24 protein-coding genes and 1 pseudogene are annotated in these 26,024 nt (G+C 66.9%); 12 read left to right on the forward strand and 13 right to left on the reverse strand.

Annotated elements, in window-relative coordinates:
• Nucleotides 1-9: 9 nt before the first annotated feature.
• Nucleotides 10-984: a cysteine synthase A gene (gene cysK, locus HMPREF2924_RS21970; RefSeq protein ID WP_003090573.1), complete on the reverse strand. Its 975-nt coding sequence runs from the start codon at nucleotides 982-984 to the stop codon at nucleotides 10-12.
• A gap of 120 nt (nucleotides 985-1,104) precedes the next feature.
• Between cysK and HMPREF2924_RS21975 the strand changes: the two genes are divergently transcribed.
• The 5 genes from HMPREF2924_RS21975 (at nucleotide 1,105) to HMPREF2924_RS21995 (ending at nucleotide 6,021) form a co-directional block, all read left to right on the forward strand.
• Entirely contained in the window at nucleotides 1,105-2,190 is a 1,086-nt protein-coding gene (locus HMPREF2924_RS21975) for a DUF748 domain-containing protein (RefSeq protein WP_003090572.1), read from the forward strand.
• Between the two features lie 162 nt (nucleotides 2,191-2,352).
• The gene (locus HMPREF2924_RS21980) at nucleotides 2,353-3,198 is read left to right on the forward strand and encodes an AAA family ATPase (protein ID WP_003090571.1); all 846 of its coding nucleotides are present in this window, start codon (nucleotides 2,353-2,355) and stop codon (nucleotides 3,196-3,198) included.
• 64 nt (nucleotides 3,199-3,262) lie between these two features.
• Nucleotides 3,263-3,658, forward strand: a complete 396-nt coding sequence (locus HMPREF2924_RS21985; protein WP_003131045.1) for a GFA family protein — start codon at nucleotides 3,263-3,265, stop codon at nucleotides 3,656-3,658.
• Between the two features lie 48 nt (nucleotides 3,659-3,706).
• Nucleotides 3,707-4,888 carry a vWA domain-containing protein gene (locus tag HMPREF2924_RS21990; RefSeq protein WP_003090569.1) on the forward strand — a complete coding sequence of 394 codons (1,182 nt, stop codon included), beginning with the start codon at nucleotides 3,707-3,709 and terminating at the stop codon, nucleotides 4,886-4,888.
• 113 nt (nucleotides 4,889-5,001) lie between these two features.
• Nucleotides 5,002-6,021 (forward strand): AraC family transcriptional regulator, encoded by a 1,020-nt coding sequence (locus HMPREF2924_RS21995; protein ID WP_003090568.1) that lies wholly within the window; start codon nucleotides 5,002-5,004, stop codon nucleotides 6,019-6,021.
• A gap of 36 nt (nucleotides 6,022-6,057) precedes the next feature.
• Here the strand turns inward: HMPREF2924_RS21995 and HMPREF2924_RS36550 are convergent.
• The 6 genes and pseudogenes from HMPREF2924_RS36550 to HMPREF2924_RS22020 form a co-directional block, all read right to left on the reverse strand.
• Nucleotides 6,058-6,243, reverse strand: a pseudogene (locus HMPREF2924_RS36550) (DUF6434 domain-containing protein); the annotation flags it as partial.
• Between the two features lie 59 nt (nucleotides 6,244-6,302).
• A complete protein-coding gene (gene tsi2, locus HMPREF2924_RS22000; RefSeq protein WP_003090566.1) occupies nucleotides 6,303-6,536 on the reverse strand; it encodes a type IV secretion system immunity protein Tsi2 in 234 nt (77 codons plus the stop codon).
• 9 nt (nucleotides 6,537-6,545) lie between these two features.
• The gene (gene tse2 / locus HMPREF2924_RS22005; protein WP_003090565.1) at nucleotides 6,546-7,022 is read right to left on the reverse strand and encodes a type VI secretion system effector Tse2; all 477 of its coding nucleotides are present in this window, start codon (nucleotides 7,020-7,022) and stop codon (nucleotides 6,546-6,548) included.
• A 146-nt stretch (nucleotides 7,023-7,168) separates the two neighbouring features.
• On the reverse strand, nucleotides 7,169-8,758 hold the full coding sequence (locus HMPREF2924_RS22010; RefSeq protein ID WP_003131047.1) for an MFS transporter: 1,590 nt from the start codon (nucleotides 8,756-8,758) through the stop codon (nucleotides 7,169-7,171).
• A 2-nt stretch (nucleotides 8,759-8,760) separates the two neighbouring features.
• Complete coding sequence (locus tag HMPREF2924_RS22015) at nucleotides 8,761-10,068, reverse strand: OprD family porin (RefSeq protein ID WP_003131049.1); 1,308 nt, start codon at nucleotides 10,066-10,068, stop codon at nucleotides 8,761-8,763.
• A 48-nt stretch (nucleotides 10,069-10,116) separates the two neighbouring features.
• The gene (locus HMPREF2924_RS22020; protein ID WP_083325394.1) at nucleotides 10,117-11,955 is read right to left on the reverse strand and encodes an amidohydrolase; all 1,839 of its coding nucleotides are present in this window, start codon (nucleotides 11,953-11,955) and stop codon (nucleotides 10,117-10,119) included.
• A gap of 607 nt (nucleotides 11,956-12,562) precedes the next feature.
• On the opposite strand from HMPREF2924_RS22020, the gene HMPREF2924_RS22025 reads away from it, so the two are divergent.
• From HMPREF2924_RS22025 to HMPREF2924_RS22045, 5 genes are all read left to right on the forward strand, one after another.
• Entirely contained in the window at nucleotides 12,563-13,243 is a 681-nt protein-coding gene (locus HMPREF2924_RS22025; protein ID WP_003090561.1) for a hydrolase, read from the forward strand.
• Nucleotides 13,244-13,299: 56 nt separating this feature from the next.
• Nucleotides 13,300-13,581, forward strand: a complete 282-nt coding sequence (locus tag HMPREF2924_RS22030) for a XapX domain-containing protein (protein ID WP_003090560.1) — start codon at nucleotides 13,300-13,302, stop codon at nucleotides 13,579-13,581.
• Between the two features lie 169 nt (nucleotides 13,582-13,750).
• Complete coding sequence (locus HMPREF2924_RS22035; protein WP_003119473.1) at nucleotides 13,751-14,644, forward strand: helix-turn-helix domain-containing protein; 894 nt, start codon at nucleotides 13,751-13,753, stop codon at nucleotides 14,642-14,644.
• A 113-nt stretch (nucleotides 14,645-14,757) separates the two neighbouring features.
• Nucleotides 14,758-15,861 carry a DUF1615 domain-containing protein gene (locus HMPREF2924_RS22040; protein ID WP_003119474.1) on the forward strand — a complete coding sequence of 368 codons (1,104 nt, stop codon included), beginning with the start codon at nucleotides 14,758-14,760 and terminating at the stop codon, nucleotides 15,859-15,861.
• An 80-nt stretch (nucleotides 15,862-15,941) separates the two neighbouring features.
• Nucleotides 15,942-16,268 (forward strand): thioredoxin family protein, encoded by a 327-nt coding sequence (locus HMPREF2924_RS22045; RefSeq protein WP_003131054.1) that lies wholly within the window; start codon nucleotides 15,942-15,944, stop codon nucleotides 16,266-16,268.
• A gap of 27 nt (nucleotides 16,269-16,295) precedes the next feature.
• Here the strand turns inward: HMPREF2924_RS22045 and HMPREF2924_RS22050 are convergent, their stop codons facing one another.
• Both HMPREF2924_RS22050 and HMPREF2924_RS22055 read right to left on the reverse strand, forming a co-directional pair.
• A complete protein-coding gene (locus tag HMPREF2924_RS22050; protein WP_003090555.1) occupies nucleotides 16,296-16,796 on the reverse strand; it encodes an acyl-CoA thioesterase in 501 nt (166 codons plus the stop codon).
• A 169-nt stretch (nucleotides 16,797-16,965) separates the two neighbouring features.
• Nucleotides 16,966-17,490, reverse strand: coding sequence for an RrF2 family transcriptional regulator (locus HMPREF2924_RS22055; protein ID WP_003090553.1), 525 nt, complete (start codon nucleotides 17,488-17,490; stop codon nucleotides 16,966-16,968).
• A gap of 268 nt (nucleotides 17,491-17,758) precedes the next feature.
• On the opposite strand from HMPREF2924_RS22055, the gene HMPREF2924_RS22060 reads away from it, so the two are divergent.
• Nucleotides 17,759-18,964: an NAD(P)/FAD-dependent oxidoreductase gene (locus HMPREF2924_RS22060; protein WP_003122579.1), complete on the forward strand. Its 1,206-nt coding sequence runs from the start codon at nucleotides 17,759-17,761 to the stop codon at nucleotides 18,962-18,964.
• A gap of 158 nt (nucleotides 18,965-19,122) precedes the next feature.
• On the opposite strand, the gene pfeE is transcribed toward HMPREF2924_RS22060, so the two are convergent.
• The 4 genes from pfeE to HMPREF2924_RS22080 form a co-directional block, all read right to left on the reverse strand.
• The gene (gene pfeE / locus HMPREF2924_RS22065) at nucleotides 19,123-20,037 is read right to left on the reverse strand and encodes a ferric enterobactin esterase PfeE (RefSeq protein WP_003122580.1); all 915 of its coding nucleotides are present in this window, start codon (nucleotides 20,035-20,037) and stop codon (nucleotides 19,123-19,125) included.
• A 19-nt stretch (nucleotides 20,038-20,056) separates the two neighbouring features.
• On the reverse strand, nucleotides 20,057-22,297 hold the full coding sequence (gene pfeA / locus HMPREF2924_RS22070; RefSeq protein WP_003116699.1) for a siderophore enterobactin receptor PfeA: 2,241 nt from the start codon (nucleotides 22,295-22,297) through the stop codon (nucleotides 20,057-20,059).
• 98 nt (nucleotides 22,298-22,395) lie between these two features.
• Nucleotides 22,396-23,736, reverse strand: coding sequence for a two-component system sensor histidine kinase PfeS (gene pfeS / locus HMPREF2924_RS22075; RefSeq protein ID WP_003116700.1), 1,341 nt, complete (start codon nucleotides 23,734-23,736; stop codon nucleotides 22,396-22,398).
• On the reverse strand, nucleotides 23,736-24,452 hold the full coding sequence (locus tag HMPREF2924_RS22080) for a response regulator transcription factor (RefSeq protein ID WP_003101494.1): 717 nt from the start codon (nucleotides 24,450-24,452) through the stop codon (nucleotides 23,736-23,738). The genes pfeS and HMPREF2924_RS22080 overlap by 1 nt, the downstream gene beginning before the upstream one ends.
• Before the next feature lie 265 nt (nucleotides 24,453-24,717).
• Between HMPREF2924_RS22080 and vgrG the strand changes: the two genes are divergently transcribed.
• On the forward strand, nucleotides 24,718-26,024 hold a 1,307-nt coding region (gene vgrG, locus HMPREF2924_RS22085), incomplete at its 3' end, for a type VI secretion system tip protein VgrG (protein WP_116816843.1).

Here is a 26,024-nt window from a genome sequence, read left to right on the forward strand (position 1 = left end):
GGTCGGTGGTTACTGGGTCAGTTCCTGTTCGCTGAACAGGCCGTCGAAGAGCATGCTCGAAAGATAGCGCTCGCCGGAATCGGGGAGGATCACCACGATGGTCTTGCCCTGCATGTTCGGCTCCTCGGCCAGGCGCACCGCGGCGGCCATCGCCGCGCCGGAGGAGATGCCGCAGAGGATGCCTTCTTCCTGCATCAGGCGCAGCGCCATGTTCTTCGCTTCGTCGTCGCCGATCTTCTCGACCCGGTCGACCAACGACAGGTCGAGGTTCTTCGGCACGAAGCCGGCGCCGATGCCCTGGATCTTGTGCGGGGCGGGCTTGACCTCCTCGCCGGCGAGGGTCTGGCTGATCACCGGCGAGGTCACCGGCTCCACCGCCACGGCGAGGATCGGCTTGCCCCGGGTGTTCTTGATGTAGCGCGAGACGCCGGTGAGGGTGCCGCCGGTGCCGACCCCGGAGACCAGCACGTCCACCGCGCCCTCGGTATCGTTCCAGATCTCCGGGCCGGTGGTCTTCTCATGGATCGCCGGGTTGGCCGGGTTGTCGAACTGCTGCGGCATGAAGTACTTCCCGGGATCCCCCGCGACCAGTTCCTCGGCCTTCTGGATCGCACCCTTCATGCCCTTCGCCGGTTCGGTCAGGACCAGCTCCGCTCCCAGCGCCTTGAGCACCTTGCGTCGCTCCAGGCTCATCGACGCCGGCATGGTCAGGATCAGTTTGTAGCCGCGTGCGGCGGCGACGAAGGCGAGGCCGATGCCGGTGTTGCCGGAGGTCGGCTCGACCAGGGTCATGCCGGACTTCAGTCTGCCGCTGGCTTCGGCATCCCAGATCATGTTCGCGCCGATCCGGCACTTCACCGAATAGCCGGGGTTGCGCCCTTCGATCTTGGCCAGGATGGTGACGCCGCGCGGGGCGATGCGGTTGATCTGGACCAGCGGCGTGTTGCCGATGGACTGCGCGTTGTCTGCGAAGATGCGGCTCATGATGGTGTCCTTGTCGCATGGAGAAAGATCAATCAGCCTATTCCGCCCCCGCCCGCGCGTCCAGACGCGTTCGAACCAGCGGCGCGCCGCGCGTGTCCACTGTCCAGGAGGGCCGTACCGATGAAGAAACGCTATGCCATTCCCCTGGGCAGCCTGGCGGCGCTGCTTCTGTTGTTGCTGGCGCTGCACCTGGCGCTGCCGTACCTGGTGCGCGACTACCTGAACGGCAAGCTGGCCGACATGGGCGACTACCGTGGGCACATCGCCGACGTCGACCTGGCGCTCTGGCGCGGCGCGTATCGGATCGACGGGCTGAGCATCGTCAAGGACAACGGCAAGGTGCCGGTGCCGTTCCTCGACGCGCCGAGCATCGACCTGTCGGTGAGCTGGCAGGCGCTCTGGGATGATCACGCAGTAGTGGCGCGGGTGGTCTTCGAGCGTCCGCAGCTCAACTTCGTCGATGCCGGCGGCGACCGCGACGCCTCGCAGACCGGTGCCGGCACCGACTGGCGCGAGCAACTGGACAAGCTGCTGCCGATCACCCTCAACGAGGTGCGGGTGGTGGACGGCACCCTGCGTTTCCGCAACTTCACTTCGAAGCCGCCGGTGAACCTCCACGCCTCGGCGCTCAACGCCAGCATCTATAACCTGACCAACGTGGCCGACGCCCGGGGCGAGCGGCCGGCGCGTCTCGAAGGCACGGCGCGGATACTCGGCCAGGCGCCGCTGGAAGTGGCGGCGCATTTCGACCCGCTGAGCGACTTCGAGGACTTCGACCTGCGCCTGCGGGTCACCCGGGTCGAGCTGAAGCGGCTCAACGACTTCGCCAGCGCCTATGGCAAGTTCGACTTCAATGCCGGCACCGGCGACCTGGTGCTGGAGGCCCAGGCTAAACGCGGCCAGCTGGACGGCTACATCAAGCCGCTGCTGCGCGACGTGGACGTGTTCAACTGGCGGCAGGACGTGGAGGATGGCGACAAGAACCTGTTCCGCTCGGTGTGGGAGGCGCTGGTCGGCGGGGGCGAGACGGTGCTGAAGAACCAGCGCAAAGACCAGTTCGCAACCCGTGTGAGCCTGAGCGGTAATATCCACCAGCGGGACGTCAGCGCGTTCCAGGCGTTCCTCGGGATTCTCCGCAACGCGTTCGTCGAGGCGTTCAACGCCCGTTTCGAGCGTTCCCCGGCGACGCGCGACGACGACGGCTGAAGACGCGGGCGGAACGGCGGGTCGCGAGGTGGCCGGGCATTCAGTGACTGAATGACCCGTCTGCGTTCACAGTGCGCTTGTCCCCGCGTTATAGTCGGGTTTTCAAACAATACTGAACTGCCCGGTTTTCCAGCCAGGGCGTTACCGTTCGAGGATTTCCTGATGAAGTTCGAAGGCACCCAGTCCTACGTCGCCACCGACGACCTCAAGCTCGCGGTCAACGCCGCCATCACCCTGCAGCGGCCGCTGCTGGTGAAGGGCGAACCGGGCACCGGCAAGACCATGCTCGCCGAGCAGCTGGCCGAGTCCTTCGGCGCCAAGCTGATCACCTGGCACATCAAGTCCACCACCAAGGCCCACCAGGGCCTCTACGAGTACGATGCGGTAAGCCGCCTGCGCGATTCGCAGCTGGGCGTGGACAAGGTTCACGACGTGCGCAACTACATCAAGAAGGGCAAGCTCTGGGAGGCCTTCGAGGCCGAGGAGAGGGTGATCCTGCTGATCGACGAGATCGACAAGGCCGACATCGAGTTCCCCAACGACCTGCTGCAGGAACTCGACAAGATGGAGTTCTACGTCTACGAGACCAACGAAACCATCAAGGCGAAGCAGCGCCCGATCATCATCATCACCTCGAACAACGAGAAGGAACTGCCCGACGCCTTCCTGCGCCGCTGCTTCTTCCACTACATCGCCTTCCCCGACCGCGAGACGTTGCAGAAGATCGTCGACGTGCACTACCCGAACATCAAGCAGTCGCTGGTCAGCGAGGCGCTGGACATCTTCTTCGACGTGCGCAAGGTGCCCGGCCTGAAAAAGAAACCTTCGACTTCCGAGTTGGTCGACTGGCTGAAACTGCTGATGGCCGACGAGATCGGCGAAGCGGTGCTGCGCGAGCGCGATCCGACCAAGGCGATCCCGCCGCTGGCCGGCGCCCTGGTGAAGAACGAGCAGGACGTGCAGCTTCTCGAGCGCCTGGCGTTCATGAGCCGCCGCGCCAGCCGCTGAGTGCGTCGGCCCTTTCCGGGGAAAGGGCCGCGGGGCGGCACGCCAGACAGCGGAGGAACATCCCATGCTCAGCGGAAGTTGCCTGTGCGGCGCGGTACGTTACGAGATCGACGCGCCCATCGAATCGGCCAGCCATTGTCATTGCAGCCAGTGCCGCAAGGCCCACGGCGCGGCGTTCGCCACCTACGGCAAGGTGCGCCGCGAGGCGTTCCGCTATGTCGCCGGAGCGGACGCGGTGGCCGAATACCACTCGTCGCCAGGCGTCACCCGTACCTTCTGCCGCCACTGCGGATCGAACCTGCAGTGGCTTGGCGGCAACGAGGACCCGACGTACACCTCTATCGCCCTCGGCACCCTCGACTCGCCGCTGCCATCGGTAGCGCAGCGGCACATCTACGTGGGTTCGAAAGCCGACTGGTACGTCATCGCCGACGACCTGCCGCAGGAACACCAATACTGACCGGCGCTCGCGCGCCGGGATCAACGGACAACAGACGAGGTCGCAGCCATGCTGCTCAACCTGTTCAACGAAATGCGCGCAGCCAAGGTGCCGGTGTCGGTGCGCGAGTTGCTCGACCTGATCGACGCCCTGAAGCACCGCGTGGTGTTCGCCGACATGGACGAGTTCTACTACCTGGCGCGCACCATCATGGTCAAGGACGAGCGCCACTTCGACAAGTTCGACCGGGCCTTCGGCGCCTACTTCAAGGGCCTGGAGAAGCTCGACGACCACCTCAAGGCGCTGATCCCCGAGGAATGGCTGCGCAAGGAATTCGAGCGCCTGCTGACCGACGAGGAAAAGGCGCAGATCCAGTCCCTCGGCGGCCTGGACAAGCTGATCGAGGAGTTCAAGAAACGCCTCGAGGAACAGAAGGAGCGCCATGCCGGCGGTAACAAGTGGATCGGTACCGGCGGTACCAGTCCGTTTGGCTCCGGCGGCTTCAACCCGGAGGGCGTCCGCGTCGGCGACGCCGGCAAGCGCCAGGGCAAGGCGGCCAAGGTCTGGGACCAGCGCGAATACAAGAACCTCGACGACCAGGTCGAACTGGGTACGCGCAACATCAAGATCGCCCTGCGGCGCCTGCGCAAGTTCGCCCGTGAGGGCGCGGCGGAGGAGCTGGACATCGACGGCACCATCGACCACACCGCGAAGGACGCCGGGCTGCTCAACATCCAGATGCGCCCGGAGCGGCGCAACACGGTGAAGCTGTTGCTGCTGCTGGACATCGGCGGCTCGATGGACGCCCACGTCAAGGTCTGCGAGGAGCTGTTCTCGGCCTGCAAGACCGAGTTCAAGCACCTGGAGTATTTCTACTTCCACAACTTCATCTACGAGTCGGTGTGGAAGAACAACCTGCGCCGCAGCAGCGAACGCACCGCCACCTTCGACCTGCTGCACAAGTACGGTCCGGACTACAAGGTGGTGTTCGTCGGCGACGCGGCGATGGCGCCCTACGAAATCACCCAGGCCGGCGGCAGCGTCGAGCACTGGAACGAGGAAGCCGGTTACGTCTGGATGCAGCGCTTCATGGAGAAGTACAAGAAGCTCATCTGGATCAACCCCTATCCGAAGGACACCTGGAACTACACGGCGTCCACCGGCCTGGTCCGCGAACTGGTCAAGGAACAGATGTATCCGTTGACCCTGAGCGGCCTGGAGGAGGGTATGCGCTTCCTCTCGCGCGGTTGAGCCAACTGCCTGCGGGACCGGCGACAGGCGCGGCGGCACGCAACTTGCCTACCCTGTGTATCCCGTCCGCGCGGTAACAGCGCGGCGCGGCCACCGGTAACGATGGGCACGCCATGATCGATTCGACCTTCTCCCGCGCCACCTGGCTCAACTCGCTGCACATGTCGACCCTCACTCTCTCGCTGCTGGAGAAGGAAGGGTTCGCCCGCGAGCAACTGCTCGAAGGCAGTGGCATCACCCCCGCCGACCTGCTCGACCTGCGGCGCCTGATCAGCCCCTGGCAGGAGCAGCAGGTGTTCGCCAACGCCTGCCGGCTCAGCGACGAGCCGGCCCTCGGCCTGCGCCTGGGGCTGCGCACGCGGATTTCCGCCTACGGCCTGCTCGGCTACGCGCTGCTCTCCGCGCCGACCCTCGGCGAGGCGCTGCGCATCGGCCTCAGCTATCCGGTCTTGCTCGGCACCTACTTCCACCTGTCGCTGGAAGTCGCCGACGGCCGCGCCTGGCTGGTGGCCACCGGCTACGGCGAGGACGAGGCGCTGCGGCCATTCAACACCGAGCTTTGCCTGGGCTCGCTGAAGGTCACCTGCGCCGACCTGCTCGGCCAGCCGCTGCCCTTGCTGGAAGCGGCCTTCGACTATGCCGGCGACGAGGCGATGGTGCGGGCCTACGCCGAGGGTTTCGCCTGCGAGTTGCACTTCGAACGCGAGCGCAGCGCCATCGGCTTCGCCGCCGAATGGCTGGAGCGCCCGTTGCCGCTGGCCGACCCGGTGACCCACCGGGAGATGCTGGAACAGTGCCGGCGGCAGAACATCGACCTGGCCGCGCGTCGTGCCTGGCTGGACAAGGTCCGGGCGATCCTCGCCGAGCGCTTGCAGGACCCGCCCGGCCTGGAGGAACTGGCCAGGCGCCTGAACTGTTCGTCGCGCAGCCTGCGCCGGCACCTTCAGCAGCAGCGCACCAGCTATCAGCAATTGCTCGACGAGTTGCGCTTCGCCCGCGCCAAGGAGTTGTTGCAGAGCGGCGACATGCCGATCTACCGGATCGCCGAGGAACTCGGCTTCAGCGAGACCGCCAGCCTGCGCCATGCCTTCCAGCGCTGGAGCGGCCAGCCGCCGAGCCATTTCCGCGCCTGAGCGCTCGCTCAGGCGGAGGGGCTGGCGCCGCCGCCGTTCGTCCGCCACCTCACCCAGGGATTTTGCCGCGCCGTCGCCAATCCAGGCCATGAAGGCACGATCGAAGCGGAAGTCGGCGCCGCGCAGCCCGACGCGGAAGCGCCGTACGTCCTGGGCGTTGCGCTAGTCGCGGCACACTGCGGTGTCGCGGGTGATGGTGTCGCCGTGCCAGCCGAAGACCATCTGTCGTTTCTCTGCGCGCGCTGGAGCGGGCGGGCCAACGACGGCCCGCCCACGGGCCGTCAGGACACCGGGTCTTCGATCAGCCGGTCATAGGGCGGCAGGCCGCTGTATTGGCCCAGGGCTTGCTCGTAGGCGTTCTTCAGGTCGTCGGCGGCGAGGTCGTAGCCGACCAGCAACTGTTCGAGTTCAGCGGCGTTCTGCGGGTCGTCGTTCTGCAACTGCGCGTCGAGTTCGCGGGTGCGCGCGGCGACGCACTGGATCGCCACCATCAGGGTCTGGGGTTTCAGGTTCATGGTTCACTCCTAGAGCCCGCGGGCTTTTTCCCATTGGCGGCGGATGGCGTTGCGCACGAAGTTGTCCAGTTGGCCCATGAGGACCTCCCGGTACATCGGCTTGGCCGGCATGATGGTGTAGTGGGTGGCTTGCAGGCGCTTGTTGTAGCTGTCCTGTTTCACCTTAAGGTCCGGCGGGATGTCGGTGCCGTCGGGTATCACGAAGTCGCCGTCGGCGCGGCGCAGCACGCCGGCGCGGTCGAACACCGAGGTGCCGCCGGTGTCCGGGGCGTAGAGGCCGTCGCGGCCGGCGACGATGTCCGGCGCGCGGGCGGGGACGCCAGGGGTGTTGGGGCTGTCGAAGGTCGGATGCAGCAGCGGGGCGACTTCCGCAGCCTCGGCGAGTTCCTGGTCGGGGCGCAGGTAGCGACCGACGTCGCCGTCGTAGTTGGCCTTGAATACCGCCCGGTAGAGGGTGAGGCTGGTTTTCTCGTAGTCGTAGGACATGCGTGGACTTCCCTGTGGGTTGCGTTCGCGGCGCCGCGGGTGCGCGGCATCGCTACCGACCACCGTCCTTGTGGCGCCATCGGCGAGCAGGATAACAGCCGTGGGCGGATCCGCCAGGGGCAGGCGACGACCGTCGCCCGGGAGGCTCAAGGCCTGGCCGCGCCGTGCAGGTAATGGCGGATGCGCACCTCCACGCCGGCGCTCTGGAAGCGCCGGGCGGCGGCCTCGACCCGCAACTCGCCGCGGGTCACCCGCTGGTGGTGGCGCAGGTGCTCCAGCCAGGATTCGTCGATGAAGAACTCCAGCCACAGGCGACGGTTGCCGCTGTCCTGGACCAGCCCCCAGGACACCGCGCCGTTGCGCCGACGCATGGCGCGCACCTCGACCATCGCCGCCTGGAATGCCGCGGCGTCCTGCGGGTCGATGTCGTATTCGAGGGTGACCATCACCGGGCCGCGTTCCTGGTCCACCTCTTCGTCGACCAGTGGTGCCGGCCAGTGCAGCGACGGCGCGAGGTCCTCGGCCTCGGTGACCGGCAGCCGGCAGCGCAGCGACGCGAACAGGCCGAACAGCAGCGCGGCGCTGGCGCAGAGCAGGGCGAAGGTGATCGACAGGTGGCTGGCGAGCAGACCCCACAGGGCGCCGCCGGCGGCCATGCTGCCGAAGAACACCAGGATGTAGACCGCCAGCGCGCGGGCGCGGACCCAGGCCGGCACGGAGGTCTGCGCGGCGACCTGCAGGCTGGAGAGCACGGCGATCCATGCCGCGCCGCTGAGCAGCATCACCGGCACCAGCAAATAGAGGTTGCGCAGCAGCGCCAGGGCCACCAGCACCAGTGCGTAGAGCACGCTGGAGAGCAGCACCAGGCGGTCGCTGCCGAGGCGTTCGCGCAGGCGCGGCAGGAACGCGGCGCCGAGCACCGCGCCGACGCCGACGCTGCCCAGCAGCAGGCCGAAGTCCATGGCGTTGCCATGCAGTTCGCCGCGCACGATCAGGGGCAGCAGCGACATGCCGGCGCTGGCGCCGAGGAAGAACGCCACCGCGCGCACCAACACCGATTGCAGCGGCCTCGAGCTGCGGCTGTAGCGCCAGCCGGCGCGCAGGGCGCCGAACAGGCGTTCCGCCGGCAGCACCGAGGGCACGGCCTCGCGTTTCCAGGCCAGCAGCACGGCGATCACCGCGAAGAAGGAGAGGGCGTTGAGGGCGAAGGTCAGCCAGGGGCCGACCAGGCTCACCAGCACCCCGGCGATGGCCGGTCCGACCGCCCGCGCCAGGTTGACCCCGACACTGGACAGCGCCACCGCCGCCGGCAGTTCGTCCTTGCCCACCAGTTCCGGAGTGGTGGCGCTCCAGGCCGGCATCATCAGCGCGGTGCCGATGCCCATGCACAGGGTCAGGCCGAGCAGCAGCCAGACGCTGGTCAACTGGAGCAGGGTGAGGCTGGCCAGCAGGGTGGCCACCAAGGCCATCCACAATTGCACGCCGAGCAGGTAGCGGCGCTTGTCGACGATATCGGCGAGGGCGCCGGCCGGCAGGGCCAGGAAGAACATCGGCAGCGATCCGGCGACCTGCACCAGGGCCACGTTCAGCGGGCTGGCGGAGAGCGAGGTCATCAGCCAGCCGGCGCCCACCTCGTGCATCCAGGTGCCGATGTTCGAGGCGATGCTGGCCAGCCATAGCCAGCGGAAGGTGGCTTGGCGCAGGGGACTCCAGGGTGAGGCGGCGGGTGCGGTCATGGTCAGAGCGAGCCTTTGAGTGGGTATTCGACGATCAGGTAGAGGCGGTCGATGTCGTCGCCGGCCTGGGCCGCGTTGGCCCGATGGCTGAGGTGCGAGACGTTCAGCGAGAGGTCCTTGAGCGGGCCCGAGGCGAACACGTAGCGCAGGTCGAGGTCGCGCTCCCAGTGCTTGCCGCCGCTGCCCTGCAAGGGCCGGTAGCGGCCATCGGCGCCCAGCGGGTTGTAGGCGCCGCCGGCCGGCGCATGGCTGCCGTCGATGGCGCGGCCGCTGACGTAACGCGCCATGAAGCTCAGTCCCGGCAGGCCGAACGGGGCCAGGTCGAGGTCGTAGCGGGCCTGCCAGGAGCGTTCGCCGGGACCGTTGAAATCGGCGTACTTGATCGAGTTGGCGAGGTAGATGGAGTCACCTCCGACGAAGTCGAACGGCGTATCCCCATGGACACGCTGGTAGGCCAGGGAGAAACCCTGTGCGCCGACGCGGTACTTCAGTTGCAGGCTGTAGGCCAGGGTGTCGATCGCGCCGGCCCGGCTGCGGCCCTGGTCGCGCGTGCGATAGAGGTTGCCATCCAGGCTGAACGCGGCACGTTGCAGGTTCATGTTGAGATAGACCTGGCGCCAGACGTTGTCCAGTTGCGCGGCGAACAGCGAGCCGCTCAGGTTGTCGCTGGCCGCCAGGCTGGCGCCGGCGAAGCCGATGGCGCTGCCGGCGGTGCTCGCGCCGTAGCCGTCGAAGTCGCCATGGCCGGAGCTGGAGGCCTGTTCCTTGAAGGCGGTGAAGCGCCCGGCCTGGATCCGCACGCGGTCGAGGTCGTCGCTCTGCAGGAAGAAGCCCCTGGCGTACTGGGGTTGCAGGCGCTTGTCGCTGGTATCGAAGACCGGGGTCTCGACGGTCATCTCGCCGACCTTGAGCAGGCTCTCGCCGAGCCGCAGCTTGAGTGCGGCGCCGGCGTCGGAATACTCGCTGGCGTTATCGCCGGATGAGTCCAGCGGCAACAGGCCGGTGCCGGCATGGCCACGTCCGCCGTCGAGCTTGAAGCCGGCGAAGCCGTGGAGATCGAGGCCGAAACCGACGCGGCCGGGGGTATAGGCCGACTCCAGGTCGGCGATCAGGCCGTGTGCCCATTCCTTGCGGTAGCCGCGCCTGGCGTCCGCGCGGCGATAGTCGTTGTAGAGGAAGTAGTTGCGGTTGAGCAGGCGCCACTCCAGGTAGTCGGGTGCCTTGGCTTCCTCTGTCGCGGCGTGGCATGGCGAGGTGCCGCCCAGCGCCAGGAAAAGGGCCAGGCGGCCGACCGGTCGAACGCGGATCATCGGGAAAACTCCGGGCGAGGCGGGCCGCGAAGGGCCCGCCCGGGTACGTCAGAAAGCGAAGCAGGAACAGCCGAATGCGCCCCAGAAACCCTGGAAGTCGCTCACCGGTACGTTGGAGTGGCGCGCGCGGTTGTGCTCGTGGGCGTGTACCGCGCAGGCACCGACGCACTGGTGGACCTGGGCGGTCAGCGGCGCGCCTTGCCGCCAGTGGCCGGGTACCTTGGCCACCGGCGACCAGTCCGGCAGCACCGGCGGCGCCGGCGGACCGAGCTTGTCGAACTCGGCGGCGGCATAGACGATCTTGCCGTCGACCACCGTGAGCACCGACTCGATCCACTTGATGGCCTCTTCCTCGACGCTGAAGAAGTCCGCCGACAGCGCCGCCAGGTCGGCGAGCTGTCCAACCTTGATCTGTCCTTTCTTGCCCTGCTCGCTGGAGAACCAGGCGCTGCCGTGGGTGAACAGCTGCAACGCGGTTTCCCGCGGCAGGCCCTGCGGATACAGGGCCATGCCGCCGACGGTGCGGCCGCTGACCAGCCAGTACAGCGAGGTCCAGGGGTTGTAGCTGGAGACCCGGGTGGCGTCGGTGCCGGCACCCACCGGCACGCCCTCGGCGAGCATGCGCTGGATCGGCGGCGTGGCCTCGGCGGCCTTGGCACCGTAGCGGTCGACGAAGTACTCGCCCTGGAAGGCCATGCGGTCCTGGATCGCGATGCCGCCGCCGAGTGCCCGCACCCGCTCGATGTTGCGCGGGGTGATGGTCTCGGCGTGGTCGAAGAACCAGGGCAGGCCGTTGAACGGAATGTCGCGGTCGACCTTCTCGAACACGTCGAGCATCCGCGAGATCGATTCGTCGTAGGTGGCGTGCAGGCGGAACGGCCAGCGCTGCTCCACCAGGTGGCGGACCACCGGCTCCAGCTCCTGCTCCATGGTCTGCGGCAGGTCCGGGCGCGGTTCGAGGAAGTCCTCGAAGTCGGCGGCGGAGAACACTAGCATCTCGCCGGCGCCGTTGTGGCGGAAGAAATCGCTGCCCTGGCCGTACTTGACGCTGCCGGTCCAGTTCTTGAAGTCGGCGAGTTCTTCCTTCGGTTTCTGGGTGAACAGGTTGTAGGCGATGCGTACGGTGAGCTGGCCCTGGTCGGCCAGTTCGCGAATCACCTGGTAGTCGTCCGGGTAGTTCTGGAAGCCGCCGCCGGCTTCGATCGCGCTAGTCAGGCCGAGGCGGTTGAGTTCGCGCATGAACTGGCGGGTGGAGTTGACCTGGTACTCCAGCGGCAGCTTCGGTCCCTTGGCCAGGGTGGCGTAGAGAATCATCGCGTTGGGCCGGGCGATCAGCATGCCGGTGGGTTCGCCGCTGCTGTCGCGGACGATCTCGCCGCCGGGCGGGTTGGGCGTGTCCTTGGTGTAGCCGACCACGCGCAGGGCGGCGCGGTTGAGCAGGGCGCGATCGTACAGGTGGAGGACGAACACCGGGGTGTCCGGCGCGGCCTTGTTCAATTCCTCCAGGGTCGGCATGCGCTTCTCGGCGAACTGGAACTCGTTCCAGCCGCCGACCACCCGCACCCACTGGGGGCTGGGCGTGCGTTCGGCCTGGTTCTTGAGCATGCGCAAGGCGTCGGCCAGGGAGGGCACGCCTTCCCAGCGCAGCTCCAGGTTGTAGTTGAGGCCACCGCGGATCAGGTGCAGGTGCGAGTCGTTGAGACCGGGGATCACGGTGCGCTTCTGCAGGTCGATCACCTGGGTGGCGCTGCCGCGATGGAGCATCGCCTCGGCGTCGTTGCCGACGGCAAGGAACTTGCCGTCCTTGATCGCCACGGCGGTGGCGGTGGGGTTGTCGCGGTCCACGGTGTGGAAGCGGCCGTTGTGCAGGATCAGGTCGGCGGTCATGGAACCTCCTGGGTTGCTTGCGGGAGAAAGGCTGGCGGCGTTGGCGAAGGGCAGGGCGGACCACAGGACCCCGGCGGCGCCCAGCACCGAACTGGTAGTGAGGAAATGGCGGCGGTCCTTGCTCGGCGGATCGTGGCTCATGGCGTGCTCCTGGCAGCAGGGCGGAATCGGTCAGCGAGGGCGGCGGCGAGAGAGGCCACCGGACAGGATAGGTGCGGCGGGAAACGTACGGGACGAAAGAGCGGTTTTCCCGAATGACGCATCCTCCTGCAAGCGCAACTTGCTGGTGGTCGATAGCAAGTAAGGCGCGAGACATGTCCTGAACTTCATGGGGGCTTTTTCTTATAGGGCGGACTGTCGATTCTGCTAGCTGGTAATCCTTCTTTTATTGTCTCTGTGTGCGCTTTTTGTATGGATGTGTCGAATATTTTGAATATCGCCGTTCAACTTTATCCAGGGCCGCAGTTCAGTGATTTATTTTCTCGAAAAGTTTGTTTTTTCCAATATTCATGCTTCATAGTCTGGCCGGCCACGGGAAATTATCTGTTGGCCCGCGTGCTGTTGTGCGCAACAGCTGGAATTCATCGTTCGTTGTCAGGAAACAATCATGAGCCACTATCTCGAAGTTCTAACTCCGCAGAACAGCCAGATCATCTTCATCGACCAGCAGCCACAGATGGCATTTGGTGTACAGTCCATCGATCGCCAGACGCTGAAGAACAACGTAGTGGGCCTGGCCAAGGCGGCGAAGGTATTCGACATCCCGGTCACCATCACCACGGTGGAAACCGACAGCTTCTCCGGCCCGACCTATCCGGAGCTGCTGGCGGTGTTCCCCGAGCAGAAGATTCTCGAACGCACCTCGATGAACTCCTGGGACGACCAGAACGTGCGCGACTCGCTGGCCGCCGCGGGCCGCAAGAAGGTCGTGGTCGCCGGGCTGTGGACCGAGGTCTGCAACACCACCTTCGCCCTCTGCGCCATGCTCGAGGGCGGCTACGAGATCTACATGGTGGCCGATGCCTCGGGCGGCACCTCCAGCGACGCCCACAAGTACGCCATGGACCGCATGGTCCAGGCCGGCGTGGTACCGGTGACCTGGCAGCAGGTCCTGCTGGAGTGGCAGCGCGACTGGGCCCGCCGGGATACCTACGACGCCGTGATGGCCATCGCCAAGGAGCATTCCGGGGCCTACGGCATGGGCGTGGACTACGCCTACACCATGGTGCACAAGGCGCCCGAGCGGGTGACCCACGGCGAACGCATCGGCCCGAATCCGGCCAAGTGAATGCCGGCCGTGCCGCTCCGGCCCGCCGGGCGGCACGGCCGCGAAGGAGAACGAAGATGAAGCTCTACGTATTGTCGCTGGGCGCCGGACTGTTGGTGGGGATCGTCTACAGCCTGCTGCAGGTGCGTTCGCCGGCTCCGCCGCTGGTGGCGCTGGTGGGGTTGCTCGGCATCCTGCTCGGCGAGCAGGTCATCCCGGTCGGCAAGCAATTGCTCGGCGGTTGCGCGTTCGCCTCGGCCTGCGACAAGGCGGGTTCGGTCGGCCATGTGCTGGGGCAACTACCGGGTCGGCATCGCCTCGACCAGGCCGCTGGCCCGTCGGAACAGGAAAAGGGTTGAGCGCTATATCATCGAGTAACAGCGCAGTAATCTGGTAGTTATCTTCGTCGGTTAGATTTCCCCGGAACGGCTCCCTCGGATTAATCTCTGGGGGAGCTTTCGTGCGTCGTTTTTCGCGTCGAGAGAAAAGTGTCACGAGATCATCAGGCGCATGGAATCAGGGGGAGTCATGACTGTTGCCATAGACAGAACAAAGGGCGACCAATCCACGCCAGGGAACATCATAAGGGGAGAAGGGTACGCCTTGATTCGCAATAGTGAGGCGACTCCCGATCCGGACAAGGTGATCCATATTCCTTGTGCCGATTCGTTTTCCGTCATCGTGCAGTTGCGCGATTTCAATTCCCATCGTCTCTGGAATGGAAACAAACTGGTTTTCGATGGCGGACATCCACGGAAAAGTATCTCCATCGCCTATCTTGGCGATGAAATAAAGTGCCAGCACCGGACAACTTACGACAATGTCCGCTTCATGTTGCCGCGCGCTTCGATAAAGGAGTTTCTCTACGAAGAAGGGCAACGCGCGTCCGCCGAGCCGGAGCGGATCATCGGTGTCGACGATCCGGTGGTCTATCACCTGGCGCTGGCGCTGCTGCCCAGCTTCGCCAGGGCGGGCGAGCGCAACGAACTGTTCATCGAACAGGTCATGCTGGCGCTGTTGACCCACGTTCAGGATCGCTTCGCTTCGACCCAGGTCCCGGTCTGCACCGGCAAGGGCCTGGCGCCCTGGCAATTGCGCAGGGCCAAGGAGCTGATCGCCGGGCATCTGGCCGAGGGCGTATCGGTGGCGCGCCTGGCCGAGGAGTGCGGGCTCTCGCGCAGCTATTTCACCAAGGCCTTCAAGTGCAGCACCGGTGTTTCGCCCCACGAATGGCTGATGCGCATGCGCGTCGACCGGGCCAAGGAGCTGATGCTGGGCAGCGACGAACCGCTTTCGCAGATCGGCGTCGCCTGCGGCTTTTCCGACCAGCCGCATTTCTCGCGGATCTTTCTCCGGCTGGCCGGCGCCTCGCCCTCGACCTGGCGTCGGGTCAAGCGGCAGCGCACCGACGCAGCGCTCTGAACCGCGACCGTGCGTGACGGACGGTACGGAAGCCGCCGGATGCTCGGCTAGAATGCCCTGGCTTCGGCGGTCGCCACCGGCCGCCCACTTCGCAACGGAACAGGGAATCGCAGATGAAAGCAGTACGCCAGGGTCGCGGCGTAACGGGGTTGCTCATGCTCCTGGCGCTGGCCGGGTGCAGTTCGCGGTCGGCGGAGCCGCCGCCGCCCAACCCCGACGAAGTACGGGCGAAGATCGTCCGCCTGATGCCGGCCACGGTGCGCGATCGCCAAGGGTGGGCCAGCGATATCTACGCGGCCTTTTCCGCCCAGCAGATCTACCCCAGCGACGAGAATCTTTGTGCGGTGCTGGCGGTGACCGAGCAGGAGTCCACCTACCAGGTCGACCCGCCGGTGGCCGGCCTGGGCAGGATCGCCACCCGCGAGGTCGAGCGTCGTGCCGGCAAGCTGCACGTGCCGGCGTTCCTGGTCAGCTCGGCGCTGAATATCAAGTCGCCCGATGGCCGCACCTACAGCCAGCGCCTGGCCGCGGCGCGCACGGAGAAGGAACTGAGCGAGACATTCGACGATTTCATCGCCATCGTGCCCATGGGCGGCAAGCTGTTCGGCGGCTTCAACCCGGTACACACCGGCGGGCCGATGCAGGTCAGCATCGCTTTCGCCGAGCAGCACGCGGACGGCTATCCCTATCCGCTGGACGGCAGCATCCGCCGCGAGGTGTTCAGCCGACGCGGCGGCATGTATTTCGGCATCGCCCACCTGCTTGGCTATCCGGCGGACTACCCGGCGCCGCTGTACCGCTTCGCCGACTTCAACGCCGGCTGGTATGCCAGTCGCAACGCCGCGTTCCAGAGCGCGGTGAGTCGCGTCTCGGGGATTCCGCTGGCGCTGGATGGCGATCTGATCCGCTACGGCACGCGCACGCCGGGCTCCACCGAACTGGCCGTGCGCAGCCTCGGCAAGCGCCTGGACATGAGCGACGCGGCGATCCGCCGGGCGCTGGAGCAGGGCGACAGCCCGGAGTTCGCCGACAGCGCGCTGTACCGCAAGGTCTTCGCCCTGGCTGAAAGCGCCACCGGCAAGACGCTGCCCCGCGCCGTGCTGCCGGGGATCGCCCTGGAGAGCCCGAAGATCACCCGCAAGCTGACCACCGCCTGGTTCGCTAAGCGCGTCGACGAACGCTACCAGCGCTGCATGGCGCGCGTGCGGAAACGCTGAGTCCATCGTCGCGCGGGTCGAACCTGGCGCCGCCGCGGGAGTCTGCCGTCCTGTCAGCCAAGTTCATGGAGAAGCAGCGTATGAAGACCCGATACAGCGCCGAGGCACCGGCGCGCGACGAACTGGACCGGCTCGCCGGTCCGACGCTGGTGGAGTTCGGTACCGACTGGTGCGGCCATTGCCAGGCCGCCCAGCCGCTGCTGGCGGAAGTATTCGGCGACTATCCGGAGGTCGGCCACCTGAAGGTCGAGGACGGTCCCGGGCGCCGCCTGGGGCGCTCGTTCCAGGTCAAGCTGTGGCCGACCTTCGTCTTTCTTCGCGACGGCCGGGAGGTAGCGCGGGTGGTTCGCCCCGGCAGCGCCAGCGTGCTGGAAGAGGCGTTCGAAAGCCTGGTCGGCGAGGGCTGAGAACCCGGCCCGCGGGCCGGGCGGTGTTCAGGCCGGCATCGCGTGATCCACCTGTTCGCGGATCTCCTGGTAGCGCAGTTCCATCAGCTTGCGCTGCTCGCGCCGGGCCAGGGCCTGGGCGTAGCGGCGTTTCTCGATCGCGGTCTCCGGTTCCAGTGGACGCACCGCCACCGGCCGGCGCTGGTCGTCCATCGCCACCATGGTGAAGAAGCAACTGTTGGTATGGCGCACGGTGCGCTCGTGGATGTTCTCGGTCATCACCTTCACCCCGACCTCCATCGAAGTGCGCCCGGTGTAGTTCACCGAGGCGAGGAAGGTCACCAGTTCGCCGACATGGATCGGCTCGCGGAAGATCACCTGATCCACCGACAGGGTCACCACGTAGCGTCCGGCGTAGCGCTTGGCGCAGGCGAAGGCCACTTCGTCGAGGAGCTTGAGCAGCGCGCCGCCGTGGACGTTGCCGGAGAAGTTCGCCTTGTCGGGGGTCATGAGCACGCTCATGGTCAGTTGGTAGCTGCCAGGTTCCATCGTTCACCTATCACGCAAGTTGGTCACGGGCCATTGCAGTGGGCCGGCGGCCGCTCTGCGGCGGCCTCTGGCGATAGGGTAGGGAGAAACGCCGGCGCGATTAGCACCGCAGTCGACAATGGTGTTTTCCGCGAAACGGGCTTGCGGCGCCGCTCCGTATGCGCCAGGGCTAGTCGCGGGAGCCGCCGCGTCCTTCCCGGCTGGCATCCATCCAGCGCAGCACTTCTTCGCCGAACTCCGGCGGCGCGATACGCCCCACCCGGCGTACCAGGTCGAGGATGGTCTGCTGGGCCAGCGCTTCTTCCATGCGCTTCTGCGCGGTGAGCATCACCGCGTGGATCGAGCAGGTGTTGCGGGTCGCCCAGGAAGGCGGGTTGCCTTCGAAGATCGCGCAGCGCTCGCGGACCTCGCGGCATTCGAAGATCGATTTGTCGCCGTCGATGGCGCGGACCACGTCGAGCACGCTGATTTCGTTGGCCGGCCGCGCCAGGCGGAAGCCGCCGCGCACGCCTTCGGTGGCAGCCACCAGGCCGGCCTTGGCCAGGCGGGTGAAGACCTTGGCCAGCAGTTCCGGCGGCACGCCCTGCAACTCGGCGAGGGTGCGCACGCTGGACTCGCGGCTGTCGCCTTTCTCGTCGGCGAGGAACAACAGGCAGTGGATGCCGTATTCGACGCCGGCGCTATAGAGAGCCATCACTAACTCCGACAGAAATATTCGCAATATTCTGCGCGGTTTTCAGGTCGCTCACAAGGACAGGTCGTCCGCTGTCTTCCGCCTTGAAGCGCTCTATCTCGGCTTATTTCCGTATGTTTTCGCCGTCTTTCCCTCTCTTTCACGGCGAGGGGCGGTTGCCTGTCGGAGCGCTTTTCGGGGATTGATCTCCGTAACTACGACAAATATAGTCGTAGTTACGGAGAGGCCTTTCTCCGGACATCCCGTCCTTTCCCTCCAGGAGCCCCCAATGAAACAACGTATCCTGATCGTCGGTGCCGGATTCGCCGGCATGTGGAGCGCGCTGAGCGCAGTCCGCCAGCTCGACCGCCAGGGCCGCGACGACGTCGAGGTCGCGGTGCTCGCGCCGCAGCCCGAGCTGCGCATCCGCCCGCGTTTCTACGAGCCTGACGTGCAGCGCATGGCGGCGCCGCTGGGCGAATTGTTCGCCGCGGTCGGCGTGCGTTTCGTGCAGGGCAGCGCGCAGCGCATCGACGTGGCCGGCAAGTGGGTGGAGTACCGCGATGCCGAGGGCACGCTGGCGCAACTGGACTACGACCGCCTGGTGCTGGCGGCCGGCAGCGGCGTGTGGCGTCCGGCGAGTGTCGTCGGCATCGACGCTGCCTTCGATGTCGACCAGTTGGAAGACGCCCTGCGCCTGGAGGCACACCTGCATGCCCTGCGCGACTTGCCGGATTCGCCGGCACGCAACACCGTGGTGGTCGCCGGCGGCGGCTTCACCGGCATCGAGACCGCCACCGAGATGCCGGCGCGCCTGCGGGCGATCCTCGGCGAGAAAGCGGCGCTGCGAGTGATCGTGGTCGACCGCGGCGCCGCCATCGGCGCATCGATGGGCGCGGACCTGAGCGGCTTGATCGCCGAGGCCTCGGCGGAACTGGGCGTGGAGTGGTGCCTGGGGCGTTCGGTGGCGGCGGTGGATGCCGAGGGCGTGACGCTCGACGACGGCCAGCGGATCGAGGCGAAGACCGTGGTCTGGACCGTGGGCGTGCGGGCCAGCACCCTGACCGGGCAGATTCCGGGCGAGCGCGATGCCCAGGGTCGCCTGCATGTCGACCGCAACCTCAAGGTGCTCGGTCTCGACGATGTCTACGCCACCGGCGACGTGGCCCGCGCGGCTACCGACGACCTCGGCAACCATGCCCTGATGACCTGCCAGCACGCCATCGCTCTGGGTCGCTCGGCCGGCAATAACGTGGCCGCCGACCTGCTCGGCGTCGAGCCGATTCCCTACAGCCAGGTGAAGTACGTGACCTGTCTCGACCTCGGCGGCTGGGGCGCGGTGTTCACCGAGGGCTGGGACCGCCAGGTACGGTTCGTGCGCGAGGAGGGCAAGAAGATCAAGACCGAGATCAATGGCGTGTGGATCTACCCGCCGGCGGCGGACCGCGCCGTGGCGCTGGCGGCGGCCGACCCGCTGATTCCGGTGGTGGCGTAGGGCGATTTTCCCTCACCCCAACCCTCTCCCGCAGGCGGGAGAGGATGCCGTGCAGCGTAGAGGGATGTCGCGGCGCGCGGATGTCTGGCCTCCGGTAGGGCGAATAACCGCGAAGCGGTTATCCGCCGTTGCCTCGGTTCTCTTGGGAGCGTGCGCCTTCAGCGCTGGCGTTCCACCGCCGGACGGGCGAGCAGAAGGCGCAACGAGGCCCCCAGCGTTTCGCCATGACCCAGGCCGTCGAGCGGCTGGAAGTCCAGCGTGAGCCCGGCAACCCGGCGCAGGTCATCTACCAGCCGCGCCATCGCCTGGCCCGGCTCGGCTTTCAGCGAGCCGCGCGGGCTGGCCGGTTCGGCGCTGCCGCGCCAGAGCAGGAGTTCCGCGCGCTTTCCGCGCAGGCGCTGTTCGAGCCCCGCTCGCTCGCCGAGGATCGCCCCGTCGCGCCACCACAGCGACGGGCTGGCCGCGGCGTAGCGGGCGAACTCGCCGGGACGGGTGAACAGTGCGTGGAGCACCAGCAAGCCGCCGTAGGAGTGTCCCCAGAGGGTTTGTCGCGCAGTGTCCAGGGGCGCCTGCGCCGCCACGGCCGGGCGCATGCCGTCGCGCAGCAGGTCGAGGAAGGCGTCGGCGCCGCCGCTGGGCAGGCCGTTGAGTGGGTCGCGCTGATCGGCCTGGCCGGGACTCGCGGGGGTGTAGTCGAAGGTACGCCCGGCGCGGTCGATGCGCAGCGGCGTGCGGTAGCCGATGGCGACCAGCAGCGGTGCGTCGCCGTCGGCCAGGCGTCTCAGGGTGGACGCGTCGAGGGCGCCGACGGCGGCGTTGCCGTCGAGCATCCAGACCACCGGGTAGCCGGCGGCGGGCGGTGCCTGCAGCGGTCGGCCGAGCCACAGCCGGTAATGCCGCTGGCCATCGACGGAGTCCAGGTCCACGGCGCTGAAGCGATAGGGCAGGTCCTGGCGTTGCAGCAGGCTGCGGTCCATGGTCGCCTCGGGGTCCGGTTGCGCCAGCGGCGCGCCGCCGGGCAGGGCCGCCGCCAGGGCGAGGCCCAGGGCGGCGACGAGCAGGGAGGTTCTCATCAGGCTTTCTCGTTATGGCTCAGAACGACGCGGTCAGGCTGGTATAGAAGGTCCGTCCGGGCTCGTTGTAGGTCGCCGCGCCGGCCCCGTCGATGCCGACCACGCCCTGGGCATTGCCGGCGCGGAACAGGCGCTTGTCGAACAGGTTGTCGACGCCGGCGCCGAGGCTCAGGTTCTTGCTCAACCGATAGGTGCCGCCGAGGCCGGCGATGGCGTAGGGCGAGAGCTGGTCGTTGGCGCTGCCGGTGACACGGTCGCCGTGATAGTCGTATTTCTTCGGCTTCTGCTTGCCGTACCAGGTGACCGTGGCTTGCAGCGAGAGGTCGTCGGTGGCCTGCCAGTCGAGCATCGAGTTGAGGGTGTAGCGCGGCGTCACCGAGAGCACGTCGCCGGTTTCCTTGTTCTTCGATTGCAGCATGTAGGTGAAGTTGTTGCTCCACTTCAGGCCGTCGGCCAGGGGCAGGGTCAGGGTGCCTTCGAGGCCCTCGACCACCGCCTTGGGCACGTTCTCCCACTGGTAGATCGCCGCGTTGGCGTAGTCGCCCTTGCCGCCGCTGGCGTGGTCGATCGGTGACAGGCCGGATTCGATCTTGTTCTTGTAGTCGTTGCGAAAGTAGGTCAGCCCCGCTACCAGGCCGTTGTGGCTGTACTCGATGCCCAGTTCCTTGTTCACGCTGGTCTCGGCCTTGAGGCCGTCGTTGCCGCGCAGGTAGCAACTGGTGCTTTGCCCGTAGCAACCCTGGCCACGGCTGTAGAGCAGGTAGTCGGGGTTCAGCTGGTACAGGTTGGGGGCCTTGTAGGCGCGGGCGATACCGGCCTTCAGGGTGACCCGCTCGGTGAGCGCGTGGGACAGGTTCAGCGATGGGCTCCAGTTGTCGCCGACGATGTCGTGGTGGTCCCAGCGCAGGCCTGGGGTGAGCATGGTGCCGGGCATCAGCTCGATGTTGTCCTCGGCGAACAGCGAGAAAATCCGCGCCGAGGAACTGCTGCTGCGGTTCTTTCCGGCGAGACCGGGGATCGAGCCGCCTTCTTCGGTGTTCTGGGTGTTGGAGCTGGGGTCGTCGAGCTTCTGCTCGGTCCACTCGCTGCCGAGGGTCAGGGTCTGCTCGTAGCCCAGGTGCAGCGGCAGGTTGACCTCGCCGTGGGCGGTCAGGTCGCGCAGGGTGGCGGTGTAGAAGCCGGCGTTGTTGGGGTCGAAGATGCCTTCGGTGCCGCCGGCCAGGCCTTCGTTGATCCGGCTGTTGCGGGTCTTCTCGTACTGCAGGTAGGCCAGCGAGCTGCCGAAGTCCCATTCGCCGCGATGGGTGACCGAGTAGGTCTCGCGGTACATGCGGTTGGTCTCGTGGCCGAGCATCTGCTTCACGTAGTTGTTGCTGTTGGTGTTCTGCGTGTCGCCGGTGTAGATGTTGCCCTGGCGGCTGAAGCCGGCCTCGAACTCGAGGGTCTGCTCGGGCGTCAGGCGCCAGCTGAGCAGCCCGTCGATGTCCTTGTTGCGCACGCCTTCGCGACCGGCGGGGAGGGTGCCGGCCTGCTTGCCGGTGCGGTTGGATTCGTGGCCGGCGTTGATGTCCCAGTCGTCCGAGTCGGTCTTGGCGATGTTGCCGTAGACGCGGTAGCTGAGGTTTTCCGTGAGCGGCCCGTTGAGACCGAAGCTCATCCGTTCGCTGGCGCCTTCGGCCTTGTGTTGCGGGAAATTGCTGTAGACGCTGAGATTACCGTGGGTTTCCGCGCCGGCCTGCTTGGTGATGATGTTCACCACGCCGCCCGCCGCGCCGTTGCCGTAGCGCGCCGCCGCCGGGCCGCGGATCACTTCGATGCGCTCGACCTGGTCGGCCGGCACCCAGTTGGTATCGCCGCGGCTGTCGCGCTCGCCGCGCCAGCCGTAGCGCACCGAGTTGCGCGAGCTGACCGGCTTGCCGTCGACCAGGATCAGGGTGTTCTCCGGCCCCATGCCGCGGATGTCGATCTGCCGGTTGTTGCCACGCTGGCCGCTGGAGCTGTTGCCGGTCAGGTTGACCCCCGGCATGGTCCGGATGATCTGCGACAGGTCGTTGCTCGGCGGTCGCTTGGCGATGTCCTCGGCGGTGATGATGGAAACCCCCGGCGCCTGCTTGGTTTCCTCCTGGGCGGTGGCGACCACGGTCTGCTCGCCCAGCTCGATGACGGAGCCGTCGCCCTGGCCGGCGGCGTGTACGGCGTTGGCGAGCAGGCAACTGGACAGCAGCAGGAAGGGAACGGCGGGAAGGGCGCGTGAGGACATCGGTGATCTCCGGGCAATGCAGCGAAATGCAAGAGATCACGAATGATATTGATTGTTATTTGAGAGTAAAGCGCATTAACTTTCTAAACACTTCGCCCTCAGGCGGCCGCCGGCAGCCACAGGTGCAGGCACAATCCGGGCTTGCCGTTGCTGGCCCAGAGCCGGCCGCCCTGTAGCTCGATGGCGCGCCGGGCGATCGCCAGGCCGAGGCCGAAACCTTCGCCGGCGCTATCGTCCAGGCGCTGGTAGGGGAGGAAGATGCGTTCCAACTGGTCTTCCGCCACGCCAGGGCCCTGGTCCTGCAGGCGCAGGTGCCAGAAGTCGCCCTCGCGCTCGCCGTCGAGGCTGACCGTGCCGTTCTCGGGCGAGTGACGGATGGCGTTGCGCAGGAGGTTCTCCATGGCCTGGGCCAGGCTGTCCAGGTGGACCTCGACGCGACAGTCGACGCCCAAGCGGCAGGGTAGCCGCGCCGGGTCCCAGCCGCTTTCGAAACAGGCGTCATCGCGCAGCGCTTCCCACACCGACAGCGCCAGCACCGGCTCGGTGGGCAGTTGCGGGCGCTCGGTGTCCATCCAGGCGAGGTCGAGGGTGTCTTCCAGCAGTCGTTGCATGTCGCCGATTTCGCGATCCAGGCGCTGGCGCAACTGTTCCGGCGGTAGCTCGCTGTCGTGGGCGATGCGCAGGCGCGCCAGCGGCGTGCGCAGTTCGTGGGACAGGGTGCGCAGCAGCAGGCGCTGCTGGGCGAGACTCAGGCGCAGGCGCTCGGCCATGTGCTCCAGGGCCTGGGCCAGCTCGCCCAGTTCGTCGCGGCGGGCCGCCAGCGGTGCGGCGAGGGGAGTGCTTTCCAGTTCGTCGGCGCGCAGGGCGTCGGCGCGATCGCGCAAGCGGTTCAGCGGCACCACCAGGTGGCGATAGAGCAGCAGGCCGAGCAGGGCGGCCAGCAGGGTCGGGACTATGCCGTGGGTGACCAGGTGGGTCCAGGGGGTCAGTCCGCCGGGCAGCAGGCGCTCCGGTAACTGGATTACCAGCCGGCCCTGCTCGGGATGTCCGGGGAACTCGATGCTGACGTACGGCAGTTCGTCCTGCAGGCGTCGGCTCATCGGCCAGTCGAGCTTGCGCATGAAGGTCAGGTGGCTCGACTCCTCGGCGCTTAGCGGCGTGCTGCCGAGGCTTTCCAGGTGCGGTCCGACCAGCGCCACCCAGGTATCTTCCTTCGCCGACAGTTCCTTGCGGAAGCGTTCGGCGCCCGCGGCGCCCTCGCTGCGCCAGGCATCCTCCGCCTGCCGCGCGTAATCCGCCAGGTAGTGGCGGTCGGCCGGGGCGAGGAAGTAGGTGCTGCGCTCCACCGACAGGCCCCAGGTGTAGATCAGCCAGGTCAGCAGCAGGCAGAAGCCGACCTGCAGCAGCGCCAGTTTCCATAACAGCGGGTGCCTGCGCATCAGGGGTGTTCCGTCTCCACCAGCAGGTAGCCCTGGCCGCGCACCGCCTGGATCTGCAGGTGACGGACGGCGACCGCGGCGAGCTTGCGCCGCAGGTTACAGACGTGCACGTCGAGACCGCGGTCGAGGCGCGTGTAGCTGCGGTGCAGCACGCTCCGGTAGAGGAACGGCTTGCTCAGCGCCTCGCCAGCGTGTTCGCGGAGCGTCGCCAGGAGGCGGTATTCGGATGGCGTCAGCCCTGCCGGAAGGCCCTGGTGGAGCACATCCTGGGCCTGGTCGTCGAACACCAGCCGGGTATCCCGCCGCTGCGCCGACGGCAGGCGGTCCAGTCGTACACGGCGCAGCAGGGCGTCGGTGCGGGCATCCAGCTCGGCCAGGCTGAACGGCTTCGGCAGGTAGTCGTCGGCGCCGCGGGTGAAGCCGCTGATGCGATCCTGTTCGGCGCCCAGGGCCGACATCAGCATCACCGGCGTGGCCTGCTCGCGGCGCAGCGACTCCAGCAGGGCCAGGCCGTCGAGGCCGGGTAGCATGATGTCCAGCAACACCAGGTCGAACGCTTCGCGCCCGGCGGCTTCCAGTCCGTGCGAGCCATCGCCGCAGACGGTTACGCGGAAGCCGCGCCGGCGGAAATGCGCGTCGAGATCCTCGCGTAGGCGTGGGTCGTCTTCGACCAGCAGCAGGCGGGGAGATGGGATTGAAATATGAGAATGATTCACGTTCGTGAATATCTCATTTTTGCCGGGTATCGGGCAATGGGCTAATGCGCCGCAGCGTGCTCGGAGCGGAAATACTTTTCGACAAAGCCGTCGTTGCTTCGGCTTTGGTTCTGGCTTAGGGTCGGCGGGTCCGCAGGAGGCGGGCAGGAGTGTCGTGGCTATTGGCCAGCCTTTCGCGACGGCACGGGGTTGTACGATCATCTGGCGCGCTGCTGGCGCGTTGTTCGGGCCGCCCGCCGCAGGTGACTATCAAGGAAGATTCCCCATGCTGTTCTCCCAACACACCCGCCTGGTACACGTGGACTCCCCGCTGGGACCCGAGGTCCTGCAACTGCAACGGCTGGAGGGTCGCGAAGAGCTGGGCCGGCTGTTCAGCCACGAGCTCGAACTGGTCTCGAGCAATCCCGCCTTGCCTCTGGATGCCCTGTTGGGCAAGCCGATGAGCCTCGCGCTGGAACTCCCCGGCGGCAGCCGGCGGTATTTCCACGGCATCGTCGCGCGCTGTAGCCAGGGCGCCGGCGCTGGCCAGTTCGCCAGCTACCAGGTCACCCTGCGGCCCTGGCTGTGGCTGCTGACGCGCACCTCCGACTGCCGCATCTTCCAGAACCAGAAGGTCCCGGACATCATCAAGCAGGTGTTCCGCGACCTCGGCTTCTCCGACTTCGAGGACGCCCTGAGCCGCTCCTACCGCGAGTGGGAATACTGTGTGCAATACCGCGAGACCAGCTTCGATTTCGTCAGCCGGCTGATGGAGCAGGAAGGCATCTACTACTGGTTCCGCCACGAAAAGAAGCGTCACATCCTGGTGCTCTCCGATGCCTACGGCGCGCACCACAGCCCGGCCGGCTACACCAGCGTGCCCTATTACCCGCCGAGCCTCGGCCATCGCGAGCGCGACCACTTCTTCGACTGGCACATGGCGCGCGAGGTCCAGCCCGGCTCGCTGAGCCTCAACGACTACGACTTCCAGCGTCCCGGCACCCGCCTGGAAGTGCGCTCCAATGTCGGGCGCGCCCATGCCGCGGCCGACTACCCGCTCTACGACTACCCTGGCGAGTATGTGCAGAGCCAGGACGGCGAACACTATGCACGGACCCGCATCGAGGCGATCCAGACCCAGTACGAGCGAGTTCGCCTGCGGGGATGCGCCAGGGGTATCGGGGCGGGCCATCTGTTCCACCTGAGCAACTACCCGCGCCTGGACCAGAACCGCGAATACCTGGTGGTTGGCGCCGAGTACCGGGTAGTCCAGGAACTCTACGAGACCGGTAATGGCGGGGGCGGCGCGCAGTTCGAGAGCGAGCTGGACTGTATCGACGCCGGCCAGGCTTTCCGCCCCTTGCCGTCGACCCCGGTGCCGGTGGTGCGCGGCCCGCAGACCGCGGTGGTGGTCGGGCCCAAGGGCGAGGAGATCTGGACCGACCAGTACGGCCGGGTCAAGGTGCATTTCCACTGGGACCGCCACGACCAGTCCAACGAGAACAGCTCCTGCTGGATGCGCGTCTCGCAGGCCTGGGCGGGGAAGAACTGGGGCTCGATCCAGATCCCGCGGATCGGCCAGGAAGTGATCGT

The organism is Pseudomonas sp. HMSC063H08 (assembly GCF_001813645.1).
Lineage (GTDB): Bacteria > Pseudomonadota > Gammaproteobacteria > Pseudomonadales > Pseudomonadaceae > Pseudomonas > Pseudomonas aeruginosa.

Bases quoted from the DNA above. Each gene is read 5' to 3' on its own strand.
- cysK (WP_003090573.1), bottom strand. From the start codon at position 984: ATGAGCCGCATCTTCGCAGACAACGCGCAGTCCATCGGCAACACGCCG.
- HMPREF2924_RS21975 (WP_003090572.1), top strand. From the start codon at position 1,105: ATGAAGAAACGCTATGCCATTCCCCTGGGCAGCCTGGCGGCGCTGCTT.
- HMPREF2924_RS21980 (WP_003090571.1), top strand. From the start codon at position 2,353: ATGAAGTTCGAAGGCACCCAGTCCTACGTCGCCACCGACGACCTCAAG.
- HMPREF2924_RS21985 (WP_003131045.1), top strand. From the start codon at position 3,263: ATGCTCAGCGGAAGTTGCCTGTGCGGCGCGGTACGTTACGAGATCGAC.
- HMPREF2924_RS21990 (WP_003090569.1), top strand. From the start codon at position 3,707: ATGCTGCTCAACCTGTTCAACGAAATGCGCGCAGCCAAGGTGCCGGTG.
- HMPREF2924_RS21995 (WP_003090568.1), top strand. From the start codon at position 5,002: ATGATCGATTCGACCTTCTCCCGCGCCACCTGGCTCAACTCGCTGCAC.
- tsi2 (WP_003090566.1), bottom strand. From the start codon at position 6,536: ATGAACCTGAAACCCCAGACCCTGATGGTGGCGATCCAGTGCGTCGCC.
- tse2 (WP_003090565.1), bottom strand. From the start codon at position 7,022: ATGTCCTACGACTACGAGAAAACCAGCCTCACCCTCTACCGGGCGGTA.
- HMPREF2924_RS22010 (WP_003131047.1), bottom strand. From the start codon at position 8,758: ATGACCGCACCCGCCGCCTCACCCTGGAGTCCCCTGCGCCAAGCCACC.
- HMPREF2924_RS22015 (WP_003131049.1), bottom strand. From the start codon at position 10,068: ATGATCCGCGTTCGACCGGTCGGCCGCCTGGCCCTTTTCCTGGCGCTG.
- HMPREF2924_RS22020 (WP_083325394.1), bottom strand. From the start codon at position 11,955: ATGACCGCCGACCTGATCCTGCACAACGGCCGCTTCCACACCGTGGAC.
- HMPREF2924_RS22025 (WP_003090561.1), top strand. From the start codon at position 12,563: ATGAGCCACTATCTCGAAGTTCTAACTCCGCAGAACAGCCAGATCATC.
- HMPREF2924_RS22030 (WP_003090560.1), top strand. From the start codon at position 13,300: ATGAAGCTCTACGTATTGTCGCTGGGCGCCGGACTGTTGGTGGGGATC.
- HMPREF2924_RS22035 (WP_003119473.1), top strand. From the start codon at position 13,751: ATGACTGTTGCCATAGACAGAACAAAGGGCGACCAATCCACGCCAGGG.
- HMPREF2924_RS22040 (WP_003119474.1), top strand. From the start codon at position 14,758: ATGAAAGCAGTACGCCAGGGTCGCGGCGTAACGGGGTTGCTCATGCTC.
- HMPREF2924_RS22045 (WP_003131054.1), top strand. From the start codon at position 15,942: ATGAAGACCCGATACAGCGCCGAGGCACCGGCGCGCGACGAACTGGAC.
- HMPREF2924_RS22050 (WP_003090555.1), bottom strand. From the start codon at position 16,796: ATGGAACCTGGCAGCTACCAACTGACCATGAGCGTGCTCATGACCCCC.
- HMPREF2924_RS22055 (WP_003090553.1), bottom strand. From the start codon at position 17,490: ATGGCTCTCTATAGCGCCGGCGTCGAATACGGCATCCACTGCCTGTTG.
- HMPREF2924_RS22060 (WP_003122579.1), top strand. From the start codon at position 17,759: ATGAAACAACGTATCCTGATCGTCGGTGCCGGATTCGCCGGCATGTGG.
- pfeE (WP_003122580.1), bottom strand. From the start codon at position 20,037: ATGAGAACCTCCCTGCTCGTCGCCGCCCTGGGCCTCGCCCTGGCGGCG.
- pfeA (WP_003116699.1), bottom strand. From the start codon at position 22,297: ATGTCCTCACGCGCCCTTCCCGCCGTTCCCTTCCTGCTGCTGTCCAGT.
- pfeS (WP_003116700.1), bottom strand. From the start codon at position 23,736: ATGCGCAGGCACCCGCTGTTATGGAAACTGGCGCTGCTGCAGGTCGGC.